Below are 23,207 nucleotides of genomic sequence, written 5' to 3'. Positions count from 1 at the left end.
TATACCAGCAGGACATAAAAATGAAAATAATCAGCTGGCTGTTGTCGCTAGTCGTGGCCGTGATATTAATTGTATTGGCTGTGGCTTATTATTGGCTTAACGGCAGTTTACCCGATTATAACGGTCGCTATCAGGCCCCCATAGCACATCCGGTTAGTTTAAAGCGCGATCAACTTGGTTACTTAACCATCCACGCCACCGACCGTTCAGATACCGCTTATGCACTGGGCTTTGCGCACGCTCAAGAACGTTTCTTTCAAATGGATTTATCACGGCGCAGTGCAGCCGGTGAATTATCTGCTTTATTCGGTCAGCAAGCACTGAACACCGACATCAGCCATCGCCGCCACCTGTTTCGACAACGCGCCGAACATATCCTGACACAGCTCAAGGCACCAGATCTCGAGTTATTAGCCGCTTACAGTCGAGGTGTTAACGATGGCTTAAACCGCTTACGCCAACCCCCTTTTGAGTATCTGTTATTACAAACGACGCCCGAGCCTTGGTTAGAGCAAGATAGTCTGTTAGTCATTTACAGTATGTACCTAGATTTACAGGGCAAAATGGGGCGTGATGATTATGCGATGACCAAATTAAAAGCCGCGTTACCAGAAGACTGGTATCAGTTTTTGCAACAGCATAGCCCACTGTGGCAAGCGGCCATTGATGGTAGCGAACAGCAAGCCATTGCCCTACCTAGCTCACCGTATCCCAGTGTTTTACAACAGCAATTAAGTTGTATTGAATGCACACCGGCTGACGCAGTCGATTTAGGCAGTAATAATTTTGCGGTTGCCGGCCACTTAACCGGGCATGGCGCAGCCATTTTGGCTGATGATATGCATTTATCGCTAAGGGTGCCAGGCGTCTGGTTCAAAACGCAATTAAATTGGGTTGAAGATCAGCAAGCGCAGCAAGTCACGGGTTTAAGTTTACCCGGTACACCGGCAATTGTGGTCGGTAGTAATGGCAAAATTGCATGGGGTTTTACCAATAGTACTGCCGATTGGCATGATTTAATCAGCCTAACCCTGTCTGATGATGAACAGCAGTATCTTAGCCCCAACGGCTGGCAACCTCTTGAGTACATCACTGAGCGCATTACCATTCGCGACGCGCCAGCGCATTCACTATTAATCAAACAAACCGAATGGGGCCCACTTATCCCCTTTGCGGATGGTCAACCTTATGCTCTGCGTTGGATAGCCCATGATCCGCAAGCGGTGAACCTGAACTTACGTTATTTAGAAAAGGCTGAGTCTGCGGCCGAAGTGTTGCGTTTTGCTAATACTATGGGTATTCCCGCACAAAACGTGTTAGTTGCCGACCAACAAGGTCATATTGGCTGGTCTATATTTGGTCCAATGCGTCAGCGCCATGTGGCCGATTGGGATACCGCTCAGGATTGGAGCAAGGGTGATAACTACTGGGGCGAACAGTTAGAGGCGGCCGCTTATCCGCAACTCCTCAACCCAACGTCAGGTCGGTTGTGGTCTGCGAATGCTCGCACCGTAGGTGGCGAGTTTTATAAGCTGTTAGGAAATGGCGGCTATGATTTAGGCGCAAGGGGTAAACAAATAGCCGATGCGTTAGCTGCGCTGCCCCAAGCGGATGAATTGGCGCTACATCAAATACAGCTGGATATCCAAGCGCATTTATTGCAGCCGTGGCAGGCATTATTACTCGATACCCTTTCACCTGAGCGCAGTGAGCAATATCAATTGACCGAGTTTCGCCAGCTGATCGCGCAGTCTAGCTTAAAAGCAGATGTAAATGATGTCGGTTACACTTTGCTTCGGCAATTTCGTTTAACTACGCTAGAACTGACCTTTGCGCCCCTGTCAGCGTTATTAGAGCAAGTGGGTAGTCGCAGCAGTGATTTAAAATATTCAATGGAAACGCCATTTTGGTTAATGCTTGCGGCAAATCGCGCTGACACCTTACCGGCCAACTATCAAAGCTGGCAGGATTTACTGTTAAGCGCAGCCAAGCAAACCGAGCAAAATATTCAAGCACAATACGGTAGCTTAACCCAAGCCAACTGGGGCACGCGTAATACCAGTAAAATTAAACATCCTTTGTCTGGCGCTATTCCGCTGATTGGCCACTGGCTCAATATGGCCGATACCCCGCTATCGGGTGATAGTCATATGCCAAAGGTGCAACATCCGGCATTTGGTCAATCGCAAAGAATGGTGGTTGCACCTGGTTTTGAAGAATTAGGCGTCTTAGTGATCAGCAGCGGTCAATCCGGTCACCCCCTTTCCCCTTTTTATCGTAGCGATCATCCTTATTGGCTTGCTGAAGTTGCTTTGCCCTTTTTACCTGGGCCAGAAAAATATCAACAACAGTTAATACCTAACCCTTGACTTTAGCCATCCAGACGGATTAAGGTGTACAACATGAAGATGATGATTTGCTCGCTCGGTTTTTTTAGCTTTACCCCCTAGCATTGGGAGGTATCTGAGCGTGCACGCACGAAAAGCCCAAAACCTCCCCACTCGGGAGGTTTTTTTTTGCAAGTTGACCCTTAAATATAGGTGTAGCACGAGGCCAAATATGGAATTAAATGAGATCCGCACTGCGATTAGTGAAACTGATCAGCAATTATTGAGCTTGCTGTCTAAACGTCGCAAGTTGGCACTGGCCGTGGCAGAAGCAAAGCTATCCCAAAATAAACCCATTCGCGATCAACAACGCGAGCAAGAATTATTATTGTCGCTGATTGAAAAAGGCAAATCGCTGGAACTCGATGCACACTATGTTACGCGGTTATTTCAAGTTGTCATTGAAGACTCGGTATTACAGCAACAAGCTAAAGTGCAAGGCCAATTAAACGGTGATAATTCCCCAGTAGTGAGAGTGGCGTTTTTAGGCGGGCAAGGCTCTTACAGTTACTGGGCAACCCAAAAATACTTTACCCGTCGCGCCGAGCGTATTATCGAATTAGGCTGCGATAGCTTTAATGAAATTGTCAAAGCGGTAGAAACCGGCCATGCCGACTATGCGGTATTACCGATTGAGAATACCTCGTCAGGTTCAATTAACGAAGTGTATGACATCTTACAACATACCCGTTTATCGATTGTAGGTGAACTCACGCACCCCATTGAACATTGCTTACTCGGCTTACCGGGTACCGATCTCACGAAAATCCGCCAAGTGTGTTCTCATCCGCAAGTGATTGCGCAGTGTAGTCAGTTTTTACTCGGTTTAACGAACGTGAAAATAGACTACTGTGAAAGCTCTTCCGCCGCGTTTGCCAAAGTAAAAGAGTTACAGGACCCCAGTATTATTGCTATTGGTGGCGAGGAAGGCGGCAAACTCTATGGTTTAGAAGTACTGACACGCCAATTAGCCAATCAAAAAGCCAATATCAGCCGCTTTATTGTGGTCGCCCGTAAATCGGTTAATGTTGCCAAAGCTATCCCAGCAAAAACCACTTTTATTATGTATACGGGGCAGCAACCCGGTGCACTGGTAGAAGCCTTGTTAGTGTTAAAGCAACATGGCATTAGTATGAGTAAATTAGAATCGCGCCCGATCAACGGCAACCCTTGGGAAGAAATGTTTTATGTGGATGTTTCTGCCAATCTGAACGACTACGCCATGACTCGCGCACTAGAAGAGTTAAATAACCTGACAAAATTTATCAAAGTACTGGGGTGCTATCCAAGCGATGATATCACGCCAACGCAACCTGAGCGTTAAATGATACAACAGCCACTTGAGCGAATACCGAGCAGTATAGTGTGTTATTAAACAGCATTAACTGACGGGCATTAGCACAGTGGCTGCCTCTGCTTGTCGTAAACTCCGTTAGAAATCGAAGCTATCGCCTTTCGCCGGAATTTGCGAAGCAATACCGAGCTCGGCTAACTTTTCTTGTAAAACCAATTGCGCCTCAGGCTCACCATGGATTAAGTAAAAATCGGGTTGACCCGTAATGGCTTTAGCCCATGCTAATAACTCGCTTTGCCCTGCATGTGCAGAAAAGCCGCCAATAGTATGTACATTAGCTTTCACCACGATATCTTGCCCAAACATTTTCACACGTTTTTCGCCGTCAACCAGTCGCCGACCTAAAGTACCTCGGGCTTGAAAGCCGATAAAGATAAGGTGATTGGTATTTTTCCAGAGGTTATGTTTTAAGTGGTGCACAATACGACCACCATTACACATACCGCTTCCCGCAATAATAATCGCTCCTTGGCTGATCCGATTAATCGCCATCGAATCTTCAACGGTTTCTGATAATTTCAAAATCGGCAGTAATTGTTGTAGCGTCATGCCCGGTTTGTAACCAATTTTATCTAAATCGGCTTGATCAAGGCGATGCAAGTACTCGTTATAGATCTTGGTAATGCTAATGGCCATTGGGCTGTCTAAAAACACCATACGTTGCTTTAAACGGCCTTGTTTAAAGAGCAAGGCGAGATAATACAAAATCTCTTGCGAGCGCCCTAAAGCAAACGCGGGGATAAATACATTACCATTTTCGTTATAGGCTTGTTCAAGTGCTGCAGCAAGCTCTTCAATGGTATCGGCTAGCGGTTGGTGGTCACGATTTCCATAAGTACTTTCCATTAACACGATATCAGCCTGACCAATATCCGTAGCCGGTGGTAACAGCACCGTAGCAGGGTTGCCAAGATCGCCAGAAAACACCAACTTGCGCATGGCTTGCTTTCCCTTCAACCACAGTTGCACAATGGCCGAGCCTAAAATATGCCCTGCATCAGCAAACTCCAGCTCTACGCCATCGAGCGGGAAACCGCGTTTGCTGTAGGGTAACTCCACAATCAAGTCCACCACACGCTCGACATCCTTTACCGACATCACCGGCGATTGCGGCTTTTTACCCGCACGCACCGCTTTTTTATTTTGCCATTCCAAATCTTTTAAATATAAGTTAACCGAATCTTTCAGTAGCACAGGTAAAATATCAGCGGTGCCCGGTGTGCAATAAATTTTGCCATGAAACCCTTTAGAGACTAACAAGGGTAATAAACCACTGTGATCGATGTGTGCGTGAGATAACACCACCGCATCAATGTCTTTGGCATTAAAAGGAAAACGAAACTTGTGCCATTCCCTAACCTGATCATGGCCTTGTACCATGCCACATTCGAGTAATAGTTGCTGATGAGGTAACTTGATCAGATAACAGGAGCCGGTGACTTGCTGAGCAGCACCGATGAAGGTCAAACTGGCATTAACTGGCATGACTATGTTCCTCTTGTTCTTGTTGGGATGTCGGCCCGTCTGTTGTGGTAAGTAGCGCACCTAACGAGAGCATGGCTTTGGTCAGTTGTTGATTAAATCGGCGTAATTCCGCAATTCGTAACAGCTGATCGCCACCATTGTCGGTACTCACGCGTTCGGTCAGTACCAATAGATACAATTGTTCTTTAATTTTATGGCGTTGTTTCATTAAATCCCGATAGCAACTGCGCACTTTGGCTGCATCTTCTGGCCAATGCGCCTGTTGTAATTGTTGCCATAACGTTTGCTCCGGCATAAACGCAGTCGCATTGCTGGTTAATTGCTTAGCAAGCTGCGGTAGCAATTGAATCGTCATTTCTAAGCGCATTTGATTTTTAATAAGTTCATTTAACGCTTTAGACTCGGCGGCGGACAATTTACTTTTACCCAATTTTAATAAATAACCGTTCAGCTCGGTTTGTAATTGCTTGATGTTATTTAAGCCCGCGCTGGTTTGAGGTGTATCAGCATGCAACATCAAGGCTTGCTGACTAATCAGTTGGCCAACATGCAGTGTTTCCATAATCAAACTTTTAATCGCAACCGACGGAATACTTAAACTAGACGCATCTAACATGCGTAATTGACCGGGGCTGTGCTGTCGAAAACGGCCATTTAAAAAAAGCACCAAGCGAGTGGTTAAAGGCCACATTAACAGAACACCCAGCACATTAAATAGCGTATGAAACAAGGCCAAGCTGATGGCGGGGTTTGGGTCGTGAAATAACGCCTGCTGCAGTTGCAAAATAAGCCATAACAAAGGGCTGATCAGCAATACCGCAACCACACCGGTTATCACATTAAAAATTACATGCAATAGCGCTAAGCGTTTAGCCTGTGCCGTGGCCGCTAAAGTTGACATTATCGCGGTTGAAGTGGTGCCAAGGTTAGCCCCAATAACAAAAGCCGCCGCTAACGACAACGGAAGAACACCCGCAGAAACTGCAGTAATCACTAAGGCAATCACCGCTATTGACGCTTGCATTAACACACTTAATAACGTGCCTAATGCCACCCCTAACAATATGCCCCATAAGCCCCATTGGCTTAACGCTGAAAATTCAATATCGAGAAAAACAGCATTAAAACCTTCTTTTAAAAAACCCAGCCCTAAAAAGAAAAAACCGAAGCCGACTAACGCCTCACCCACGCCTTGCTTTTTTACTGTCTTCGTAAACAGTTTAAGCATGGCGCCTAGGCCGACCAAGGGTAACGCAAACACTTCTATCTTAAATTGTAGACCAATTAGCGCCACAAACCAGCCGGTTAATGATGTCCCCACATTACTGCCGTAAATGACAAAGGCAGCATTTTGCAAAGATAAAATACCCGCATTAACAAAACCAATGGTGGTAATGGTGATGACCGTTGAGGATTGCACCGCAACCGTAGCCGCCGTGCCAAACACTAAGCCTTGCCAAGGTTTGGTGGTCCAACGTTGTAAAAACTGCATTAATGCTGGCCCAGCTGCCGTTTTTAGACCTTTACTAAGCCAGTCCATCCCTAACAGTAAGATCCCTAGCGCACCAAAGGTTACTAAAATATCTGACCACATAACTGTCCTAATTTTTTTATTTGTTATAACACCACTTTAACTTGTTCGCGCGGTACTATGTGTACTCTTAACAGAAAATAATTTTTCCTCAGGGGTTTTCAGTATGTCGGAAAACAGTACCTTATATAAACGCCATTTTGCCAGCGCTCAAGAATCATTAGATGCGATCACGCAATTACAAGATCATAATTCCTTTAAGCTCGCCTTCGCTGACAATGGTTTTTTAATGCAAGACGAACTGCGCCATGTTCGTCTGCAGTTAGAATATTTAAAACCACAGATGGTACTCGAGCAGCACGGCATTAATGCCACTATCGTCGTATTTGGCAGTGCCCGTTTTCTGTCACCGAGTGTTGCAGCAAGTCAACTGGCAGAGGTTCAACAACGCTATGCGGGGCAAGAACATACCGCTGAGGCTGTGAGTGCACTGCAGCAAGCGCAACGCGATGTGAGGAACAGTCAGTACTATGCAGCCTCGCAAGCATTTGCTCGCATCGTCACCACACACAATGGCAAGCATCCCGCAACAGGCTTAATGATTATCAGCGGCGGCGGCCCAGGTGTGATGGAAGCCGCCAATCGTGGGGCGATGGATGCCAATGGTAAAAGCATTGGTTTAAATATTGTTTTACCCAAAGAGCAACATCCAAACCCCTATATCACGCCTGAACTGTGTTTCCAGTTTCACTATTTTGCCATCCGCAAAATGCACTTTTTACAGCGGGCGCAGGCTTTAGTGGCCTTTCCGGGGGGCTTTGGCACTTTAGATGAGCTGTTTGAAACCCTGACACTTATTCAAACTCGTAAAGCCAAACGCGTACCAGTAATTTTATACGATAAAGCGTTTTGGCAGCGTTTAATCAATTTTGACATGCTGGCAGAAGAAGGCTTAATTAGCCCAGAAGATCTCGAGTTAATACAGTTTGTAGATACACCCGAGCAGGCGTGGGAAATTATCTATCATTTTTATGGTCTAGCTAACACAGAAACATAAACCCAGCGCTAACTCGCTGGGTTCATTGGCAATTTACTGCTGTTACCTTTAGCTGCGACCATCCGCGGCTTTTTGTAACAGCTGCTTGCTTTCGTGCAAAAACTGCCCGGCTAAATCACCAAAAAACTGTTGCCCTTTGGCAAATTCGGCCATCAAACCGGCTTTATCATTGGCTTGCAACAAGGCTAATAACTGACCAAAACGCTGCTGATAGCGTGATAATAGGCTAGCAACATCACTAGATGACAACATAATATCGGCATATAACTCGGCATTTTGTGCAAACAAACGGCCAATCATTGCCAACTCTAACCGATAAATCGGCGAGCTCATGGCCAGCAGCTGCTGCAAATCCGCTTTTTCTTCGGCTAGATGTACGCCATAAACCAAAGATGAGAAGTGACGCATCGCTTGGATCAGTTGCATAGCACTGTCATGCGCAGCGGCCTGTTCCTCGGCGAGTTCTGCACCCCATACCGTTAATTGTTGTAGTAACCATTGATATTGCTGTTCGGCACGGCCGTGACAGACCACCACCACTTGCTTCACTAAATTCGTAATATCCGGGCCGAACATCGGATGTAAACCCACGACAGGCCCGGCATGCTGCGTCAACATCGCTTGCAAGGGCTTGTCTTTAATACTGGTTAAGTCTGCTAGCACACAATCACTTGGCAAAGCCGGTAATTTTGCAATCAACTGCGCCGTTAAGGTGATGGGCACCGCCATTAACACCAAGGCTGCATCAGCACATAAGCTGGCGGCTTCTGGCCAATCCTGTTGCTCTAACACCACCACTTGATAGCCAGAACGCGCAAATAAACTGACAAAACGCGCACCGAGCGCCCCTGCACCACCGACCACTACAACTTTACCACCGCCTTGGCGACAACAAACAAAGCTGATGTCTTGTGTGGCATAAGATTCGCGCATGATGCGCCGCAGCACATCTTCAACCAGTTCGGGCGAGACCTGCTCGGCAATAGCTTGCTGGCGACGCGCCGTTAACAGTTCATGCTCGCGCTCAGGTACGTATACCGGTAAGGCGAAATGCTGCTTCACCTGCCCGACCTGCGCAGTCACTTTAGCGCGTGCCGCTAATAGCCTGACCAGTTCAGCATCAATAGTATCGATTTGCTCGCGCAACGGTTGCAGTGCTTGTTGTGCATGATTAACGGCCGTCATCTGATCTACGCCACCGCTTGCAACGGCAACATTTGCTGATGCAAACTTGCTAACAAGGTTTCGGTTGTCGCCCAATCAATACAGGCATCGGTGACTGACACACCGTAATGCTCAGCTTTACCGGCGATCAGATCTTGCCGCCCTGCTGATAAATGACTTTCTAGCATTAAACCAATAATGGCATCATTGCCGGCTAAACGCTGCGCCACGACATCAGCGGCCACGAGCGGTTGTCGATTATGGTCTTTGTGCGAATTGCCATGACTGCAGTCGACCACAATACCGCGTGGTAATTTTAATTTATCAATTTTTTGTAAGACATCTTGAATGCTGGCTGCATCGTAATTTGGCGCACTGCCACCCCGTAAAATGATATGCCCATCCGGATTACCGGCGGTTTGCACCAAGCTCACTTCACCTTTTTGGTTAATACCAAAGAATGTGTGGCCGCTAGCGGCAGATTGCAGCGCATTGAGCGCTACATTTAAACTGCCATCGGTACCATTTTTAAAACCCACAGGCATCGACAAGCCACTGGCCATTTCACGGTGCGTTTGCGATTCCACGGTGCGGGCCCCAATCGCCGCCCAGCTAATTAAATCAGACATATATTGTGGGCTGATCGGATCGAGCGCTTCGGTTGCAACCGGCAATTCTAAATCGGCCATTTTCAGTAGCAATTCACGGCCCCAAGTTAAGCCGGTTTCTAAATCAAAGGAGTCATCAAGATGCGGATCGTTAATAAAGCCTTTCCAGCCCACTGTGGTACGTGGTTTTTCAAAGTACACGCGCATCACAATATATAAACTATCTTGGTAAGCTAGCTGCAGTGCTTTAAGTTTATGTGCATATTCCATCGCGGCAACGGGATCATGGATAGAACATGGCCCGGTCACCACCAGTAAACGTTTATCATGGCCATGAATAATCTTAGCAATATCAGTGCGTGCTTTCGCAATAAAATCTAAACCTTGAGCTGATAGTGGCAACACTTTCTTTAACACAGCAGGTGAGATCAGGGGTTTCTGGGCGACGATACGCAAATCATCAACAATCATACTCATTTAACGGTGCTCCTGTAGCGGTATGAGTCACGGGCAGTAAATTAGCATAGATAATAATATCGTTGCCCGCTGACCTAAAATTAAGTGTAAATATTAATTTACACATCGTATTTTTTAAATTACATATTTCTCAGTTTACGGATAGACGGATACAGCGTCAAGCTTGCAAACCAATAAAATTGCCACTTAGACTGAAATGCAACACAAAAACACACTGTAAACTTTTAAATACACAGCAATAAATCGCAGCATAAAATCAGGCTTTAGCATAGCAACACTGCAGCAAACCAACACTTGCCGCGGTGTTGCAACCTCTTTTAAAAGAGCGATTTAGCGTTAGAAGCGGGTCAACAGCTTTTTATAAGCAAGCGTAATGCGGACGAAGGCTTGTTGATCACCTCCGCGATCGGGATGATGTTTTAAGGATTGTTTGCGAAAGGCTTTTTTTAATTCTACTTGAGAGCAAGGCCATTTTAGGGCTAATAAACGCAAGGCTTCATCATCGGACAGTTTTACGTCTGGTGGGCTAAGATAACGCTGTTGATAAAACTGCCAAAACTGATTTAGGCGCTCCGTCAGCCCCATTGGTGTCATCCGCCAATAATTTTGCCACTCGGCATAATAGGCCGCTTTCGTGTCAGGCGTTGCCGGTAAGGCGTCTTGCCATGGCAAAATTTTAATCCGCGCTAAACCAATTTCAATATGTGCTGTTTCATTGGCAGCCCAACGCGCAGTGATACGATAAAGTAAATGGTATAACACAAAATGCACTTGAAATAACGCAAGTTGGCTATCGGCAACTTGGCTAAAAGATTTAAGCTTGAGCAGACTTAAGAGTTGTTGCTCGGTAATGTCACCATAACGACGAGACAACAGGGTTTCCAGTTCTTGTTCTAACTGTTGTAAAGCTTGCTGACTAATCGGCGGTTGCGCGGTGTGGGTAATAGACATAAAAAAAGCCGGCATAATGCCGGCCTCAAATTGCTTAGTTAAGCTTTTCGCGGATACGCGCTGATTTACCTGAACGATCGCGTAAGTAGTAAAGCTTAGCACGGCGAACTGCACCACGACGTTTCACGGTGATGCTATCGATCATTGGGCTGTGCGTTTGGAATACACGCTCAACACCTTCGCCGTTAGAAATTTTACGGACGGTGAAGGCTGAATGCAGACCACGGTTACGCTTGGCGATAACTACGCCTTCGTAAGCCTGCAGACGGCTTTTGTCGCCTTCTTTAACTTTAACTTGAACCACTACAGTGTCACCTGGAGCGAATGCTGGAACGTCTTGTTTCAACTGTTCCTGTTCAAGTTGTTTGATGATGTTTTGGCTAATTTTGCTCATAACAATCTCACTTTACCTGGAATTAACTATCTTGTAGCTGCAACGCCTGGTGTTCCTGTTGGAATTCAGCCAGTAACTTGCGTTGCTCCTTAGTCAGAGCCAGGGAATTTAACATATCCGGCCGTCTTAACCAGGTTCTACCAAGAGCCTGCTTTAGACGCCAGCGTCTAATTTCATTGTGGTGTCCGCTCAGTAAAACTGCCGGCACCTGTTTGTCTGCTAACACCTCAGGGCGCGTATAATGAGGACAATCTAACAGACCGGTTGCAAACGAATCCTGCTCTGCCGATAAATCATGCCCTAGTACACCAGGTACTAAACGCGATACGGCGTCAATTAACACCATCGCAGGCAACTCGCCCCCACTTAATACGTAATCTCCAATTGACCATTCAGCATCAATTTCGGTTTCTATTACGCGCTCGTCAATTCCTTCGTAGCGGCCAGCTACTAATAGTAACTTCGAGTGTTTTGCTAATTCAGCCACACCTTGTTGGTCTAACTTGCGACCTTGCGGTGACAAATAAACCGTGTGCACCTCACCACCAGCAGCCAGTTTAGCGGCGCGAATAGCTTCGGTTAAAGGCTGAACCATCATTAGCATACCTGGACCACCGCCATAAGGCCGGTCATCCACTGTTCGATGCTTGTCCGTAGTAAAATCCCGCGGATTCCAGCAATCTAAAGTGATTAACCCTTGCTTTACCGCACGGCCGGTTACCCCATATTGCGTAATTGCCTGAAACATTTCTGGAAAAAGTGAGACAACGCCCACCCACCTTTGTTGTTCCTGCATTAAAACGCGGGGTCCCAGTCTACTAACATTTGCTTTGCAGTTAAGTCTACCTGTTTTACAACAGTATCGTTAAGATAAGGAATTAACCGTTCACTCTTGCCAAATGCATCGGTCCGATTGGCTTTCACCACTAACACATCGTTAGATCCGGTTTCCATTAAGTCAGTCACTTCGCCCAAGTTATAGCCTTGCACATTCATTACGGTCAGCCCCATTAGGTCTTTCCAGTAATAATCGCCGTCTGCCAGTGCCGGTAAGGCATTAACAGGAACCGCGATATCGGCATTAACGTATAACTGCGCTTGATCTCGATCATTAACATCAGTCAGTTTGGTAATTAAACCGTTACTGTGCCGTTTCCAGCTACTGATCTGCACAGGCTGCCAGCTACCCTGAAATTTAACTTGCCAGGGTGTGTAATCAAAAATCCCTTCCGGGATATCCGTGTAAGAGTTAATTTTCAGCCAGCCATTGATACCGTAAACGGCACCAAATTTGCCAAGCACAACAAAATCTTTTTCACTCAACAGTGACAACTCCACACGCTTTGCTAATTAAGCTACTGCTTTCTTAGCTGTTTTTACCAGATTGGTTACGCGATCACTTAATGAAGCACCTTGTGCTACCCAGTGGTCAACGCGATCCAGGTCCAGACGCAGTTTCTCTTCAGTACCGCTTGCGATTGGGTTAAAGAAACCCACGCGCTCAATAAAGCGGCCGTCACGAGCAAAACGGCTGTCCGCTACCACAACTTGGTAAAATGGACGCTTTTTCGCGCCACCACGTTGTAAACGAATAGTTACCATACCGTCCTCTAATTTTAATCGTTCAGGTTTTAAAAAATAACAAAACCCCCAGACAGGCTGGAGGGCTGCTGCATTGTACGGATTTCTGGCTTGAATGCAAGGCATTTCATGGCCAAGCGCTCCGTAACGCCAGAGTTAGCGTGGCGGTAACATACCCGGAGGTAATTTGCCCCCCATACCACGCATCATCTTCATTAAACCGCCTTTACCCGACATTTGCTTCATCATCTTCTGCATTTGGGTAAATTGTTTCAGTAGTTTATTAATGTCCTGTACTTCGGTGCCCGAGCCGGCGGCAATGCGCTTTTTACGCGAGCCTTTTAATAAATCCGGAAACTCGCGCTCTTTTGGCGTCATGGAATTAATAATAGCTTCCATTCGCACAAATTGTTTTTCATCTAGCTGCCCTGCGGCACCCGCCGGTAAGTTTTTCATACCGGGGAGTTTATCCATTAACGACATCATGCCACCCATGCTGCGCATTTGGACTAACTGTTCACGGAAATCTTCTAATGAAAAGCCTTTGCCTTTCATCATTTTTTGCGCCATTTTTGCCGATTTTTCTTTATCGACTTTTTGCTCTAGCTCTTCAATGAGGCCGAGCATATCGCCCATACCCAAAATGCGCGAGGCGATACGATCAGGATGAAAGGGCTCTAAGGCATCGGTTTTTTCACCCATACCGATATACTTAATGGGCTTACCGGTAATATGACGGATCGATAAAGCCGCACCACCGCGCGCATCACCATCCGCTTTGGTTAGGATCACACCAGTGAGTGGCAAGGCTTCATTAAAGGCTTTTGCAGTGTTTGCGGCATCTTGGCCGGTCATCGCATCTACCACAAACAAGGTTTCGATCGGTTTGACTGCAGCGTGTAACGCTTTGATCTCATCCATCATCTCACTATCAACGTGCAAACGACCGGCGGTATCCACTAACAACACATCAAACATGCGCGTTTTTGCATGGGTGATGGCCGCATTCACAATGCTGACCGGTGCTTGTGAAATGTCACTGGGGAAAAACTCAACGTTAATCTCTTTAGCCAGTGTTTCTAACTGTTTGATTGCCGCAGGGCGATAAACGTCAGCCGACACCACCAGAACTTTTTTCTTTTTACGCTCGGTTAAAAACTTGGCTAATTTGGCGACGGAGGTGGTTTTACCGGCACCTTGTAAGCCCGCCATTAAAATCACCGCTGGCGGTTGGGTATTTAAGGCTAACTCTTGATTCGCCTCACCCATCGCTTCTTCAAGCGCCTTGCGCACAATCTTCAGGAACTCTTGACCCGGTGTCAAACTTTTGCTGACTTCTAAACCAACCGAACGCTCTTTAATTTGATTAATAAAATCGCGTACCACGGGCAAAGCCACATCGGCCTCTAACAGCGCCATCCGCACTTCTCGCAAGGTTTCTTTAATATTGTCTTCAGTAAGACGGCCGCGGCCACTGATATTTTTAAGTGTGCGACTTAAACGATCTGACAGGTTTTCGAACATAACAGTTACCCGTATTCATGAATTGGGCCGATTATAGCGCACAGCAACCGCTACGTCAGCATTGAGATCTTTTGTTCGCATAGCAAAGGGAGATGCTGGGCATTCGTAAAAACTTCCCATACAATAGCCAATATAATGCTTTAAAGGAGTTAATTGAATGGCCATGATGTTACCTGGACTGGCGCTGCTGGCATATCTGATTGCTACCGTTGCAATACTGGCGCGTTTGTTCCACCCAACAGGCCCGAACTTTAAGCTCGTGTTTAGCACGGCAACACTGGCCATCGTGTTGCATATGCTCACTCTAGCCGGTGCCATTTTTACTGGCGCGGGGCAAAACTTCAGTTTGCAAAACGTGAGCTCGTTAATGTGCTGGTTGATATCGCTGTCCGTTACGCTAACCTCACTTCGCACACCCGCCATTTTATTGCTGCCGTTAGTTTATGGCTTAACGGCCGTTACGTTACTAGTCACCATGCTGTTACCGGCCAGCGTGCAGTTGCAGCATTATGAGTTAAATCCAGGTTTAATTAGTCATATCGCATTGGCGTTTATCGCCTATGTTAGTTTATTGATGGCTTCGTTGTATTCTATTCAGGTGTCTTATATTAGCCATAAGTTAAAACACAAAGATTTTTCCGGTGTAACGCGCTACCTTCCACCTCTAATGCAAGCAGAAAAATTACAATTTCGACTGCTCGCTGCCGGTACAGTGTTGTTGGCTGCAGCATTAATAAGCGGAATTCCGTTTACAACACATTGGCTTGAACACAAAACTCTGTTAAGTTCGCTAGCCTTGGGTGTTTTTATGGTATTGTGCTGGGGGCACGCACGCTTAGGCTGGCGCGGCAAAACGGCGATATCTCTTACACTCACAGGCATTATTTTACTGACGTTGGCTTACTTTGGCAGCCGATTCGTAAAAGAGGTCTTGTTAGGTTAACGGTTAAACCCTGATTATGTTTGGCAACAAAGGTAACTGATTCTTGGACGCTATCTCGACTAGCACACTCTTTATTATTTTGGGTGTATTGCTTGTTCTCTCTGCTTTCTTCTCTGGTTCTGAAACCGGAATGATGTCAGTAAACCCCTATCGCCTTAAACACCTCGAAAATGAAAATAACAGTGGCGCCAAACGCGTCAGCAAACTGCTAAAACGCCCTGATCGGTTAATCGGCTTGATCCTGATTGGCAATAACCTGGTCAACATTGCCGCAGCCACCGTTACCGCACTCATAGGTCAACGACTCTATGGTGATTTGGGCCTAGCGATTGCCCCTGTCGCGTTAACACTCGTGGTGTTGATTTTTGCTGAAGTCACACCGAAAACGCTGGCAGCCTTATATCCTGAGCGAGTAGCTTTTCCTGCCTCGATTATTTTAAACGTACTGTTGAAGATTTTTTATCCGTTTGTTTTCTTGCTCAATAAAGTCACCAACGGTTTATTGAGCTTAATGGGCGTTAGCCCAGAAAAGCATCGTGGTAATAGCCTAAGCGCAGAAGAGTTACGAACTGTAGTGCATGAAGCGGGGGCGTTAATTCCTGAGCAGCACCAAAACATGTTAGTAGGTGTGTTAGATCTAGAAAATGTCACCGTTGAAGATATTATGGTGCCGCGTAATGAGATCCTGGGTATCGACTTTAATGACGACTGGAAAGACATCATGCGCCAGCTCGGAAATGCGCAACACAGTCGCCTTCTGCTGTACCGTGATAGCATTGATGATGCGCTAGGTTTTATTCACCCACGCGATTTGGTGCGTTTACTACTCAAAGAACAATTAAACAAAGCGTCCTTACTGCGCTCAGTACATGAAATTTACTATATACCAGAAGGTACAGCACTGAATACTCAGCTATTAAAATTTCAAAGTACCAAAGAGCGTATCGGATTAGTGGTTGATGAATATGGCGACATCCAAGGATTAGTGACACTTGAAGATATATTGGAAGAAGTCGTTGGTGAATTTACTACCGATGTGGTTGAAGATAGCCACGAAGAAATAGTGAAACAACCTGACGGTTCTTATTTAATTGACGGCACTATAAACTTACGCGATCTGAACAGACAGATGCAGTTAGAATTCCCCACTGACGGTCCTAAAACGTTAAACGGCTTGTTATTAGAGTACCTTGAGGAAATTCCGCAAGGCAGTTTAAGTGTTAAACTGGCGGGTTATCCGATAGAGATTATTGATGTGCACGACAATATGATTAAAACAGTCAGATTGCTGCTTCAGCGTTAAACCAAGCCATATTGCAATTATGGCTTAACCAAATAGCCAACGGCTAAGCCAGCCTCGCTTTAAATCCTTTTCACAGCCTTGAAGCTGCAAATGATAGATATTAGCTCTCTGCTCGACTTGGCGGGCTGTATTTTGCAACCAGGCTTTGCTGCGATAGGTACCGCGCCGATACCCACCCCAGCCTTCATGGTAATTTAAATACAAGGCATAGGCGTCTTGCTTCGCTACTTTGTTAACCCGATGCGTTTTATCAATATACCAACCAATAAAATCCACAGCGTCATCAAAATCACTACGACTGGCAAAATACCGGCCGGTGTCCTTTAAATAGTCGTCCCAAGTATCGCTTTTGGCTTGTGAGTAACCATAAGCTGAACTGCCTCGCCCATAAGGGATAAAGCCGAGGAAATAACGCATTGGCGGCTTGGCATTGTGTTTAAAGCGGCTTTCTTGATACATAAAACTGATGGGCACTGCGATAGGCATACCCCACTTATCGCTGGCTTTGGCGGTTGCCTGATACCAGTCACGATGTTCGCCAAAAATTTCACAGATATTAGATTGATCGCGCGGTGGCGGCGTAGCGCACCCCGAAATTATCATCGCTAAACTGAGTAACATCAGCAGCTTATTTTTTTTTGAATATTTTTGAACTATCGGCATCGGTTTGATTCTAACAGTATGAATGGATTCAACCAAGTTTTTGTTTTCCCTGGATTCTCCTTCACGGCTACTTTTGGTAGCCGTTTTTTTTGCCCTGCAATTAAACTCAGCGTGACAACGAAACTGTTAATGGTCTTGCTCACAAGCCGGTACTTCTGCAAAATATTGCTGAATATACTCAGCAAAACTGATGTCATCTGCGGCTTCAATATCAGCTTGACGTTGCAATGAATCACTGCTGGCGGCGGTAAACTGCGCCTCACTGTATTGTTGATATGGCTCGCTGATGAGTTGCTGGCGATATTGCTCGGCTAATTCCAACATATAGCGGCCATTATCTTTGCGCTGACTAATTAAATGATTCAGCACTTTGCCAGAAAAGGTTTGTGCGGGATCCAATAACGACAGGTAGTAATGACGCAAAGCTCCTTGATAACGATCGGTCTGATAGGCTTCATCTAACCAGGCGGCAATCGGCATCATATCTGCAAAAAGCTGCTCGGCCCAATCTTGCATTAAGCGAGGTTGACCCTCTTGTAATAATTCTAAGTTGATACGACGACCGTCCGTGACCACTTTTTTCAAGTTTTGCTCTGTAACCGTTTGCTCTGCTGCCGATAGCGCTGGGCTATCTTCTAACAAGCAATACACCAAGAACACATCGAGAAAATGCATTTGCTCTGCGGAAATACCCACCGCACTGAAGGGGTTAACATCTAACGCACGCACTTCAATATATTCAACACCGCGTTTAGCGAGTGCACAGGTAGGTCGCTCACCCGACTCCGTGGTTCGTTTTGGCCTGATTGTCGAGTAAAACTCGTTTTCGATTTGCAGCACATTGGCATTTAATTGCTGATATTCGCCTGCCACTTTCACGCCAATATTTTGATATTCCGTTGAAGGTTGGCTTACCGCGGCATGCAAACCGCTAATGTATTCAGGCAAATTGTTATAAGTAATATTTAAGCTCGATTGTGCACTATTGGTATACCCCAGATCACTCATGCGCAACGAAGTCGCATAAGGTAAGTACAAACTGCCTTTACCTAAAGGCTGAAACGCATAACGCGATTGCCGATCTTCTAAAAACGATTTGCACAGTGCCGGAGACGCGCCAAATAAATACACTATGAGCCAAGCATAACGCTTGTAGTTGCGTATTAACGCGAGATATTGTTCAGAGATAAAATCCTGACTAGGCGTGTTATCACCTTCTAAGGCTTGATACGCTTGCCAAAAGCTCTGTGGTAAAGAGAAGTTGAAATGCACACCGCTGATCGCTTGCATCATGCTGCCATAGCGATTTTTTAAACCTTGTCGATATAAGGTTTTCATACGACCGACATTAGATTCGCCATAATAGGCCAAAGGAATTTGATCTTGTTCAGCGATATAGCAAGGCATACTGGCTGGCCAAATCCGCTCGGAGCCTAATTGACGCATGGTAAAACGATGAATATCCGCTAATTGTTGCAAGGTAACATCGATATCGGCTTGTGCTGGGGTAATAAACTCTAGCAACGACTCAGAGAAGTCGGTAGTGATCCAAGGATGCGTTAAGGCTGAACCTAAGGCTGCAGGATGTGGGCTTTGTGATAGAGAGCCATCTTCATTAACACGTAAACACTCACGTTCAATACCACGCTTGATACCGACAATAGAGGCCAAATGGCCGTTTTCTTTAAGTGCGTTTAAGCGTTGTGTAATACTAGAAGCCAAAGTAAATCCTTAATAAACTAAATATCCCCCAGATTTTGGGGGATATGGATTAAAACTCAACCATGCCTTGCTAAATAAAGAACAACGAAACTCATCATTGCCCTAAAATGTCTCGACATACTTATTCTGGCTTTTTCTGCTCAGTGCTGGTTGGTTCGCTGTTGGTTTTTTGTTCATCTAAAAAGTCAGCGTCATCAGAGTCACCTACTACGTGCTCTAATTTTAATTTGCGCACACTTCTAAAGGTGGTTACAGGGCCTGAACAGGCATAGACCAAGAAAATCAAAAACAACATTTGTGCTGGTTTAGCCGCAATCACGACAAAGATGACAACCACTAACAATATGGTTAAAAACGAAACGCGATCACGCCAATTTAGGTTTTTAAAAGAATTAAAGCGGAAATTACTCACCATAAGAAAACCGCAAGCGATGGTAATGAGGCCGACAACATAGCCAAATTTATCACCATCAATTTCATAGGTTGCACCATTCCATACCATGCCTGCTACTAACGCAGCAGCAGCGGGGCTGGCTAAACCTTGGAAGAAACGACCATCAGTCACGCCTAAGTTGGCATTAAATCGCGCTAAACGTAATGCAGCACAAGCTACGTAAATAAAGGCCGCAAGCCAACCAAACTTACCTAAATCAGCTAACGCCCAGTTGTAGGCAACTAAAGCTGGAGCGACACCAAACGCCAGTAAATCAGACATACTATCGTACTGCGCACCGAACTCACTTTGAGTATTGGTTAGGCGTGCAACTCGTCCATCTAAGCCATCAAAAACCATAGCGATGAAAATAGCGACCGCTGCCGCTTCAAATCTGCCATTCATTGATGATACGATGGCAAAGAAACCAGAGAACAATCCTGCAGTTGTAAGCAGGTTAGGTAATAAATAGATCCCTTTGCGCGGGCCATGTTCATTGTTTTTTAGATCTGTCATAGGGCAACTTCTGAAAAAGAGAATATACTGATTATAAGGGACATAACATAACATGGATAGAACCATGGCAAAAGCGAGTCTTATTTTTATGTTTCTGGTCAGTTTGACTAGTAATACAGCAATGGCACAAACGGTTTATAGCTGGCAAGACGCTCGAGGTGTAACACATTTTGGTCAGCAACCACCACGTGAAGGCAATTACCAGTTGGTCACCGTTCGTACTAATGCCGCCTCACGATCGTCGGTGCGAGACTCACAGGGTAACCCAGTGAGTTCAGAACTTGATCCTATGCTTTGTCAAAAGGCACAAGAACAATTACTGTTATTGCGCAGTGGCCAAGAGTTGTTCACTCAGGATGCAAACAAAAACGAACTTCGTTTACTAACAGAAATGGAGCGCGAGCAACAAACAATGCTCGTCAATTTTGAAATAAAAAGGCGTTGTGCCCCAACGCCTTAATCATATTAACCCTTGTTCGATATGATACAGGGGTTATGATGCATTCTAGCGATGGCTATGCATGGTAAAAGTTTCCCCGTTATGGTCAATAACCACGGTGCAACCCGGTAAAAAATCACCTTGCAGTAACGCTTGAGCTAGACGATTCTCCAAATGTTGCTGAATAGCACGTTTCAATGGCCGTGCACCAAACAGAGGATCAAAACCCACTTCAGCCAATTTTTGTAACGCAGCTTCGCTAACCTCTAGCAGATAGTCGCGTTGCTGCAAACGTTCAGCCAAACGATCCAACTGAATTTTAGCAATTTGTTGAATTTGTTTATTATCCAGAGGGTGAAACACCACAGCTTCATCCAGTCGATTTAAAAACTCTGGCCGAAATTGTTTTGCCAACACGCCCATCAACATTTCTTTCATCTGTTCATAACTGTATTCTTTATGGTGTTCTTGAATAAGATCAGAACCCAAGTTTGAAGTCATGATAATGACCGTATTTTTAAAGTCGACAGTGCGGCCCTGCCCATCGGTTAAACGGCCGTCATCTAACACCTGCAATAGAATATTAAACACATCGGGATGGGCTTTCTCAACTTCATCAAGCAAAATAACCGAATAGGGTTTACGCCTTACCGCCTCTGTTAAATAGCCGCCCTCTTCATAACCGACATACCCTGGCGGTGCACCCACTAAACGTGATACCGCATGTTTTTCCATAAATTCAGACATGTCGATACGTACCATCGCATCGGGACTGTCGAATAAAAAACGTGCAAGAGATTTTGTTAATTCCGTTTTACCGACCCCTGTCGGGCCTAAAAATAAGAAAGAGCCAATCGGTTTATTCGGATCCGACAAACCGGCTCGTGAACGGCGAATAGCATTGGCGACAGCCGCTATCGCTTCATGCTGCCCCACAACACTTTGATGTAAGGCGCTTTCCATTTGCAGCAGTTTGTCGCGCTCGCCTTCCAGCATTTTACTTACCGGGATCCCCGTTGCTTTTGATAATACATCGGCAATTTCATGCTCGGTTACCCGATTTCGCAACAAGGTCATTTCTTGCATTTCGGCTTGCGATGCGAGATCCAGTTTTTTCTCAAGTTCAGGGATGCGACCATATTGCAGCTCTGACATCCGCTGCAAATCACTGGCACGACGAGCAACTTCTAGGTCTAAGCGCGCCTGCTCCAACTCTGATTTGATATGCTGTGTACCTTGCAATGCGGCTTTTTCAGACACCCAGATCTCATCTAACTCCTTGTAGCTGATGTCTAATTCTCGAATTTGCTCTTGAATAGATTCCCGACGTTTTTTACTGGCCTCATCGGTTTCTTTGGCTAAAGCATTATCTTCGAGTTTTAATTGAATAATACGCCGCTCTAACCGATCTAACTCTTCTGGCTTTGAGTCCATCTGCATACGGATGCTTGATGCGGCTTCGTCGATCAAGTCGATAGCTTTATCGGGAAGTTGCCGATCACTCACATAACGATGTGATAAGGTCGCCGCGGCGACAATCGCTGGATCGGTAATCTCTACCGCATGGTGCAATTCATAACGCTCTTTTAAACCACGTAAGATAGCGATGGTATCTTCCACTGACGGCTCATCCACCAGAACCTTTTGGAAACGACGCTCTAAAGCGGCATCTTTCTCAATATATTTACGGTATTCATCTAAGGTGGTTGCGCCAAGACAATGTAATTCACCACGCGCTAACGCAGGCTTTAACATATTACCCGCATCCATTGCACCATCGGCTTTACCGGCGCCAACCATGGTATGAATTTCATCAATAAATAATATGATCTGGCCTTCTTCTTTCGACACATCAGCCAATACGGCTTTTAAACGCTCTTCAAATTCGCCACGGTATTTCGCACCCGCTAATAAAGAGCCCATATCCAAAGACAATACGCGCTTATCTTTAAGCCCTTCCGGTACTTCTTTATTGATAATACGCTGCGCCAGCCCTTCAACAATGGCGGTTTTACCCACGCCCGGCTCACCAATTAACACAGGGTTATTCTTGGTGCGACGCTGTAATACTTGAATACACCGACGGATTTCTTCATCACGGCCAATTACCGGATCTAATTTGCCGGCTTCGGCTCGCGCTGTTAAATCTACCGTATATTTAGTTAACGCTTGACGAGTATCTTCAGCGTTAGCATCTTCAACTTTTTGGCCACCGCGGATTTGTTCAATAGCCGATACCACGTTGTTTTTGGTGACACCGAGTAATTTTAAAATACGCCCCAACTCAGACTTATCTTCGGTGGCGGCTAACACAAATAACTCACTGGAAATAAACTGATCTTTGCGTTGCTGCGCCAATTTATCGCATTGTTGTAATAACTGCGCGGTGGTACTGGCCAACTGCAAATTACTGGCATCACCTTCCACGCGAGGTAATCGCTCAATACTTTGACTTACTTTTGAGCGGAGTTCATTAAAGTTAATCGCCAGTTTATTCAACAACTCTCGCACCGTGCCGCCTTCTTGGTTGAGAAGAGCAAACATAATGTGCACGGGTTCAATAAATTGTTGATCGCGCCCGACCGCTAACGATTGGGCATCAGCGATAGCTTCTTGGAATTTACTGGTAAATTTATCTAAGCGCATGGTCTAGCTCCTGCAGGCATAAGTATGGG

20 protein-coding genes are annotated in these 23,207 nt (G+C 45.7%); 6 read left to right on the top strand and 14 right to left on the bottom strand.

The window, feature by feature from the left end; genetic code table 11:
• The first annotated feature begins 20 nt into the window (after nucleotides 1-20).
• Both JAO78_RS14190 and JAO78_RS14185 read left to right on the top strand, forming a co-directional pair.
• Nucleotides 21-2,369, top strand: coding sequence for a penicillin acylase family protein (locus JAO78_RS14190; RefSeq protein WP_226752026.1), 2,349 nt, complete (start codon nucleotides 21-23; stop codon nucleotides 2,367-2,369).
• Between the two features lie 190 nt (nucleotides 2,370-2,559).
• Nucleotides 2,560-3,711, top strand: a complete 1,152-nt coding sequence (locus JAO78_RS14185) for a chorismate mutase (RefSeq protein WP_226752025.1) — start codon at nucleotides 2,560-2,562, stop codon at nucleotides 3,709-3,711.
• A gap of 108 nt (nucleotides 3,712-3,819) precedes the next feature.
• Here JAO78_RS14185 and JAO78_RS14180 read toward each other — a convergent pair whose 3' ends face one another.
• Together JAO78_RS14180 and JAO78_RS14175 are read right to left on the bottom strand one after the other, a co-directional pair.
• Nucleotides 3,820-5,226, bottom strand: coding sequence for an MBL fold metallo-hydrolase RNA specificity domain-containing protein (locus JAO78_RS14180; protein ID WP_226752024.1), 1,407 nt, complete (start codon nucleotides 5,224-5,226; stop codon nucleotides 3,820-3,822).
• Nucleotides 5,216-6,820 (bottom strand): Na/Pi cotransporter family protein, encoded by a 1,605-nt coding sequence (locus JAO78_RS14175; RefSeq protein WP_226752023.1) that lies wholly within the window; start codon nucleotides 6,818-6,820, stop codon nucleotides 5,216-5,218. The genes JAO78_RS14180 and JAO78_RS14175 overlap by 11 nt, the downstream gene beginning before the upstream one ends.
• A 103-nt stretch (nucleotides 6,821-6,923) precedes the next feature.
• Here JAO78_RS14175 and JAO78_RS14170 point away from each other — a divergent pair, with 103 nt between their 5' ends.
• On the top strand, nucleotides 6,924-7,814 hold the full coding sequence (locus tag JAO78_RS14170; RefSeq protein WP_226752022.1) for an LOG family protein: 891 nt from the start codon (nucleotides 6,924-6,926) through the stop codon (nucleotides 7,812-7,814).
• A 48-nt stretch (nucleotides 7,815-7,862) separates the two neighbouring features.
• Here JAO78_RS14170 and tyrA read toward each other — a convergent pair whose 3' ends face one another.
• The 8 genes from tyrA to ffh all read right to left on the bottom strand — a co-directional run bounded on the left by tyrA (nucleotide 7,863) and on the right by ffh (nucleotide 14,513).
• Nucleotides 7,863-8,999: a bifunctional chorismate mutase/prephenate dehydrogenase gene (gene tyrA, locus JAO78_RS14165; protein ID WP_226752021.1), complete on the bottom strand. Its 1,137-nt coding sequence runs from the start codon at nucleotides 8,997-8,999 to the stop codon at nucleotides 7,863-7,865.
• 5 nt (nucleotides 9,000-9,004) lie between these two features.
• Nucleotides 9,005-10,057 carry a 3-deoxy-7-phosphoheptulonate synthase gene (locus tag JAO78_RS14160; RefSeq protein ID WP_304504390.1) on the bottom strand — a complete coding sequence of 351 codons (1,053 nt, stop codon included), beginning with the start codon at nucleotides 10,055-10,057 and terminating at the stop codon, nucleotides 9,005-9,007.
• A gap of 342 nt (nucleotides 10,058-10,399) precedes the next feature.
• The gene (locus JAO78_RS14155; RefSeq protein ID WP_226752019.1) at nucleotides 10,400-11,014 is read right to left on the bottom strand and encodes a DNA-J related domain-containing protein; all 615 of its coding nucleotides are present in this window, start codon (nucleotides 11,012-11,014) and stop codon (nucleotides 10,400-10,402) included.
• Nucleotides 11,015-11,048: 34 nt separating this feature from the next.
• On the bottom strand, nucleotides 11,049-11,408 hold the full coding sequence (rplS, locus tag JAO78_RS14150; RefSeq protein ID WP_226752018.1) for a 50S ribosomal protein L19: 360 nt from the start codon (nucleotides 11,406-11,408) through the stop codon (nucleotides 11,049-11,051).
• Nucleotides 11,409-11,430: 22 nt separating this feature from the next.
• Nucleotides 11,431-12,204, bottom strand: coding sequence for a tRNA (guanosine(37)-N1)-methyltransferase TrmD (trmD, locus tag JAO78_RS14145; RefSeq protein WP_226752017.1), 774 nt, complete (start codon nucleotides 12,202-12,204; stop codon nucleotides 11,431-11,433).
• A complete protein-coding gene (gene rimM, locus JAO78_RS14140) occupies nucleotides 12,204-12,740 on the bottom strand; it encodes a ribosome maturation factor RimM (RefSeq protein ID WP_226752075.1) in 537 nt (178 codons plus the stop codon). The genes trmD and rimM overlap by 1 nt, the downstream gene beginning before the upstream one ends.
• Nucleotides 12,741-12,758: 18 nt before the next feature.
• Nucleotides 12,759-13,010 carry a 30S ribosomal protein S16 gene (gene rpsP, locus JAO78_RS14135; RefSeq protein ID WP_226752016.1) on the bottom strand — a complete coding sequence of 84 codons (252 nt, stop codon included), beginning with the start codon at nucleotides 13,008-13,010 and terminating at the stop codon, nucleotides 12,759-12,761.
• A 135-nt stretch (nucleotides 13,011-13,145) separates the two neighbouring features.
• The gene (gene ffh / locus JAO78_RS14130; RefSeq protein WP_226752015.1) at nucleotides 13,146-14,513 is read right to left on the bottom strand and encodes a signal recognition particle protein; all 1,368 of its coding nucleotides are present in this window, start codon (nucleotides 14,511-14,513) and stop codon (nucleotides 13,146-13,148) included.
• A gap of 157 nt (nucleotides 14,514-14,670) precedes the next feature.
• On the opposite strand from ffh, the gene JAO78_RS14125 reads away from it, so the two are divergent.
• Together JAO78_RS14125 and JAO78_RS14120 are read left to right on the top strand one after the other, a co-directional pair.
• Nucleotides 14,671-15,456 (top strand): cytochrome C assembly family protein, encoded by a 786-nt coding sequence (locus JAO78_RS14125; protein WP_226752014.1) that lies wholly within the window; start codon nucleotides 14,671-14,673, stop codon nucleotides 15,454-15,456.
• Nucleotides 15,457-15,499: 43 nt separating this feature from the next.
• On the top strand, nucleotides 15,500-16,759 hold the full coding sequence (locus JAO78_RS14120) for an HlyC/CorC family transporter (RefSeq protein WP_226752013.1): 1,260 nt from the start codon (nucleotides 15,500-15,502) through the stop codon (nucleotides 16,757-16,759).
• Between the two features lie 24 nt (nucleotides 16,760-16,783).
• Here the strand turns inward: JAO78_RS14120 and JAO78_RS14115 are convergent, their stop codons facing one another.
• From JAO78_RS14115 to pssA, 3 genes are all read right to left on the bottom strand, one after another.
• Nucleotides 16,784-17,380 carry a transglycosylase SLT domain-containing protein gene (locus tag JAO78_RS14115; protein ID WP_226752012.1) on the bottom strand — a complete coding sequence of 199 codons (597 nt, stop codon included), beginning with the start codon at nucleotides 17,378-17,380 and terminating at the stop codon, nucleotides 16,784-16,786.
• 168 nt (nucleotides 17,381-17,548) lie between these two features.
• Nucleotides 17,549-19,144, bottom strand: coding sequence for a glutamate--cysteine ligase (gene gshA, locus JAO78_RS14110; RefSeq protein ID WP_226752011.1), 1,596 nt, complete (start codon nucleotides 19,142-19,144; stop codon nucleotides 17,549-17,551).
• A 121-nt stretch (nucleotides 19,145-19,265) separates the two neighbouring features.
• Complete coding sequence (gene pssA / locus JAO78_RS14105) at nucleotides 19,266-20,093, bottom strand: CDP-diacylglycerol--serine O-phosphatidyltransferase (protein WP_226752010.1); 828 nt, start codon at nucleotides 20,091-20,093, stop codon at nucleotides 19,266-19,268.
• Between the two features lie 64 nt (nucleotides 20,094-20,157).
• On the opposite strand from pssA, the gene JAO78_RS14100 reads away from it, so the two are divergent.
• Nucleotides 20,158-20,553: a DUF4124 domain-containing protein gene (locus JAO78_RS14100; RefSeq protein ID WP_226752009.1), complete on the top strand. Its 396-nt coding sequence runs from the start codon at nucleotides 20,158-20,160 to the stop codon at nucleotides 20,551-20,553.
• A 45-nt stretch (nucleotides 20,554-20,598) separates the two neighbouring features.
• Here the strand turns inward: JAO78_RS14100 and clpB are convergent, their stop codons facing one another.
• Complete coding sequence (gene clpB, locus JAO78_RS14095) at nucleotides 20,599-23,178, bottom strand: ATP-dependent chaperone ClpB (RefSeq protein ID WP_226752008.1); 2,580 nt, start codon at nucleotides 23,176-23,178, stop codon at nucleotides 20,599-20,601.
• Nucleotides 23,179-23,207: the final 29 nt, after the last annotated feature.

It is taken from the genome of Alishewanella maricola (genome assembly GCF_016343785.1).
GTDB lineage: Bacteria > Pseudomonadota > Gammaproteobacteria > Enterobacterales > Alteromonadaceae > Alishewanella > Alishewanella maricola.
The sequence above is the reverse complement of the archived record's forward strand: the minus strand, read 5'-3'. Positions and strand labels throughout refer to the sequence as shown.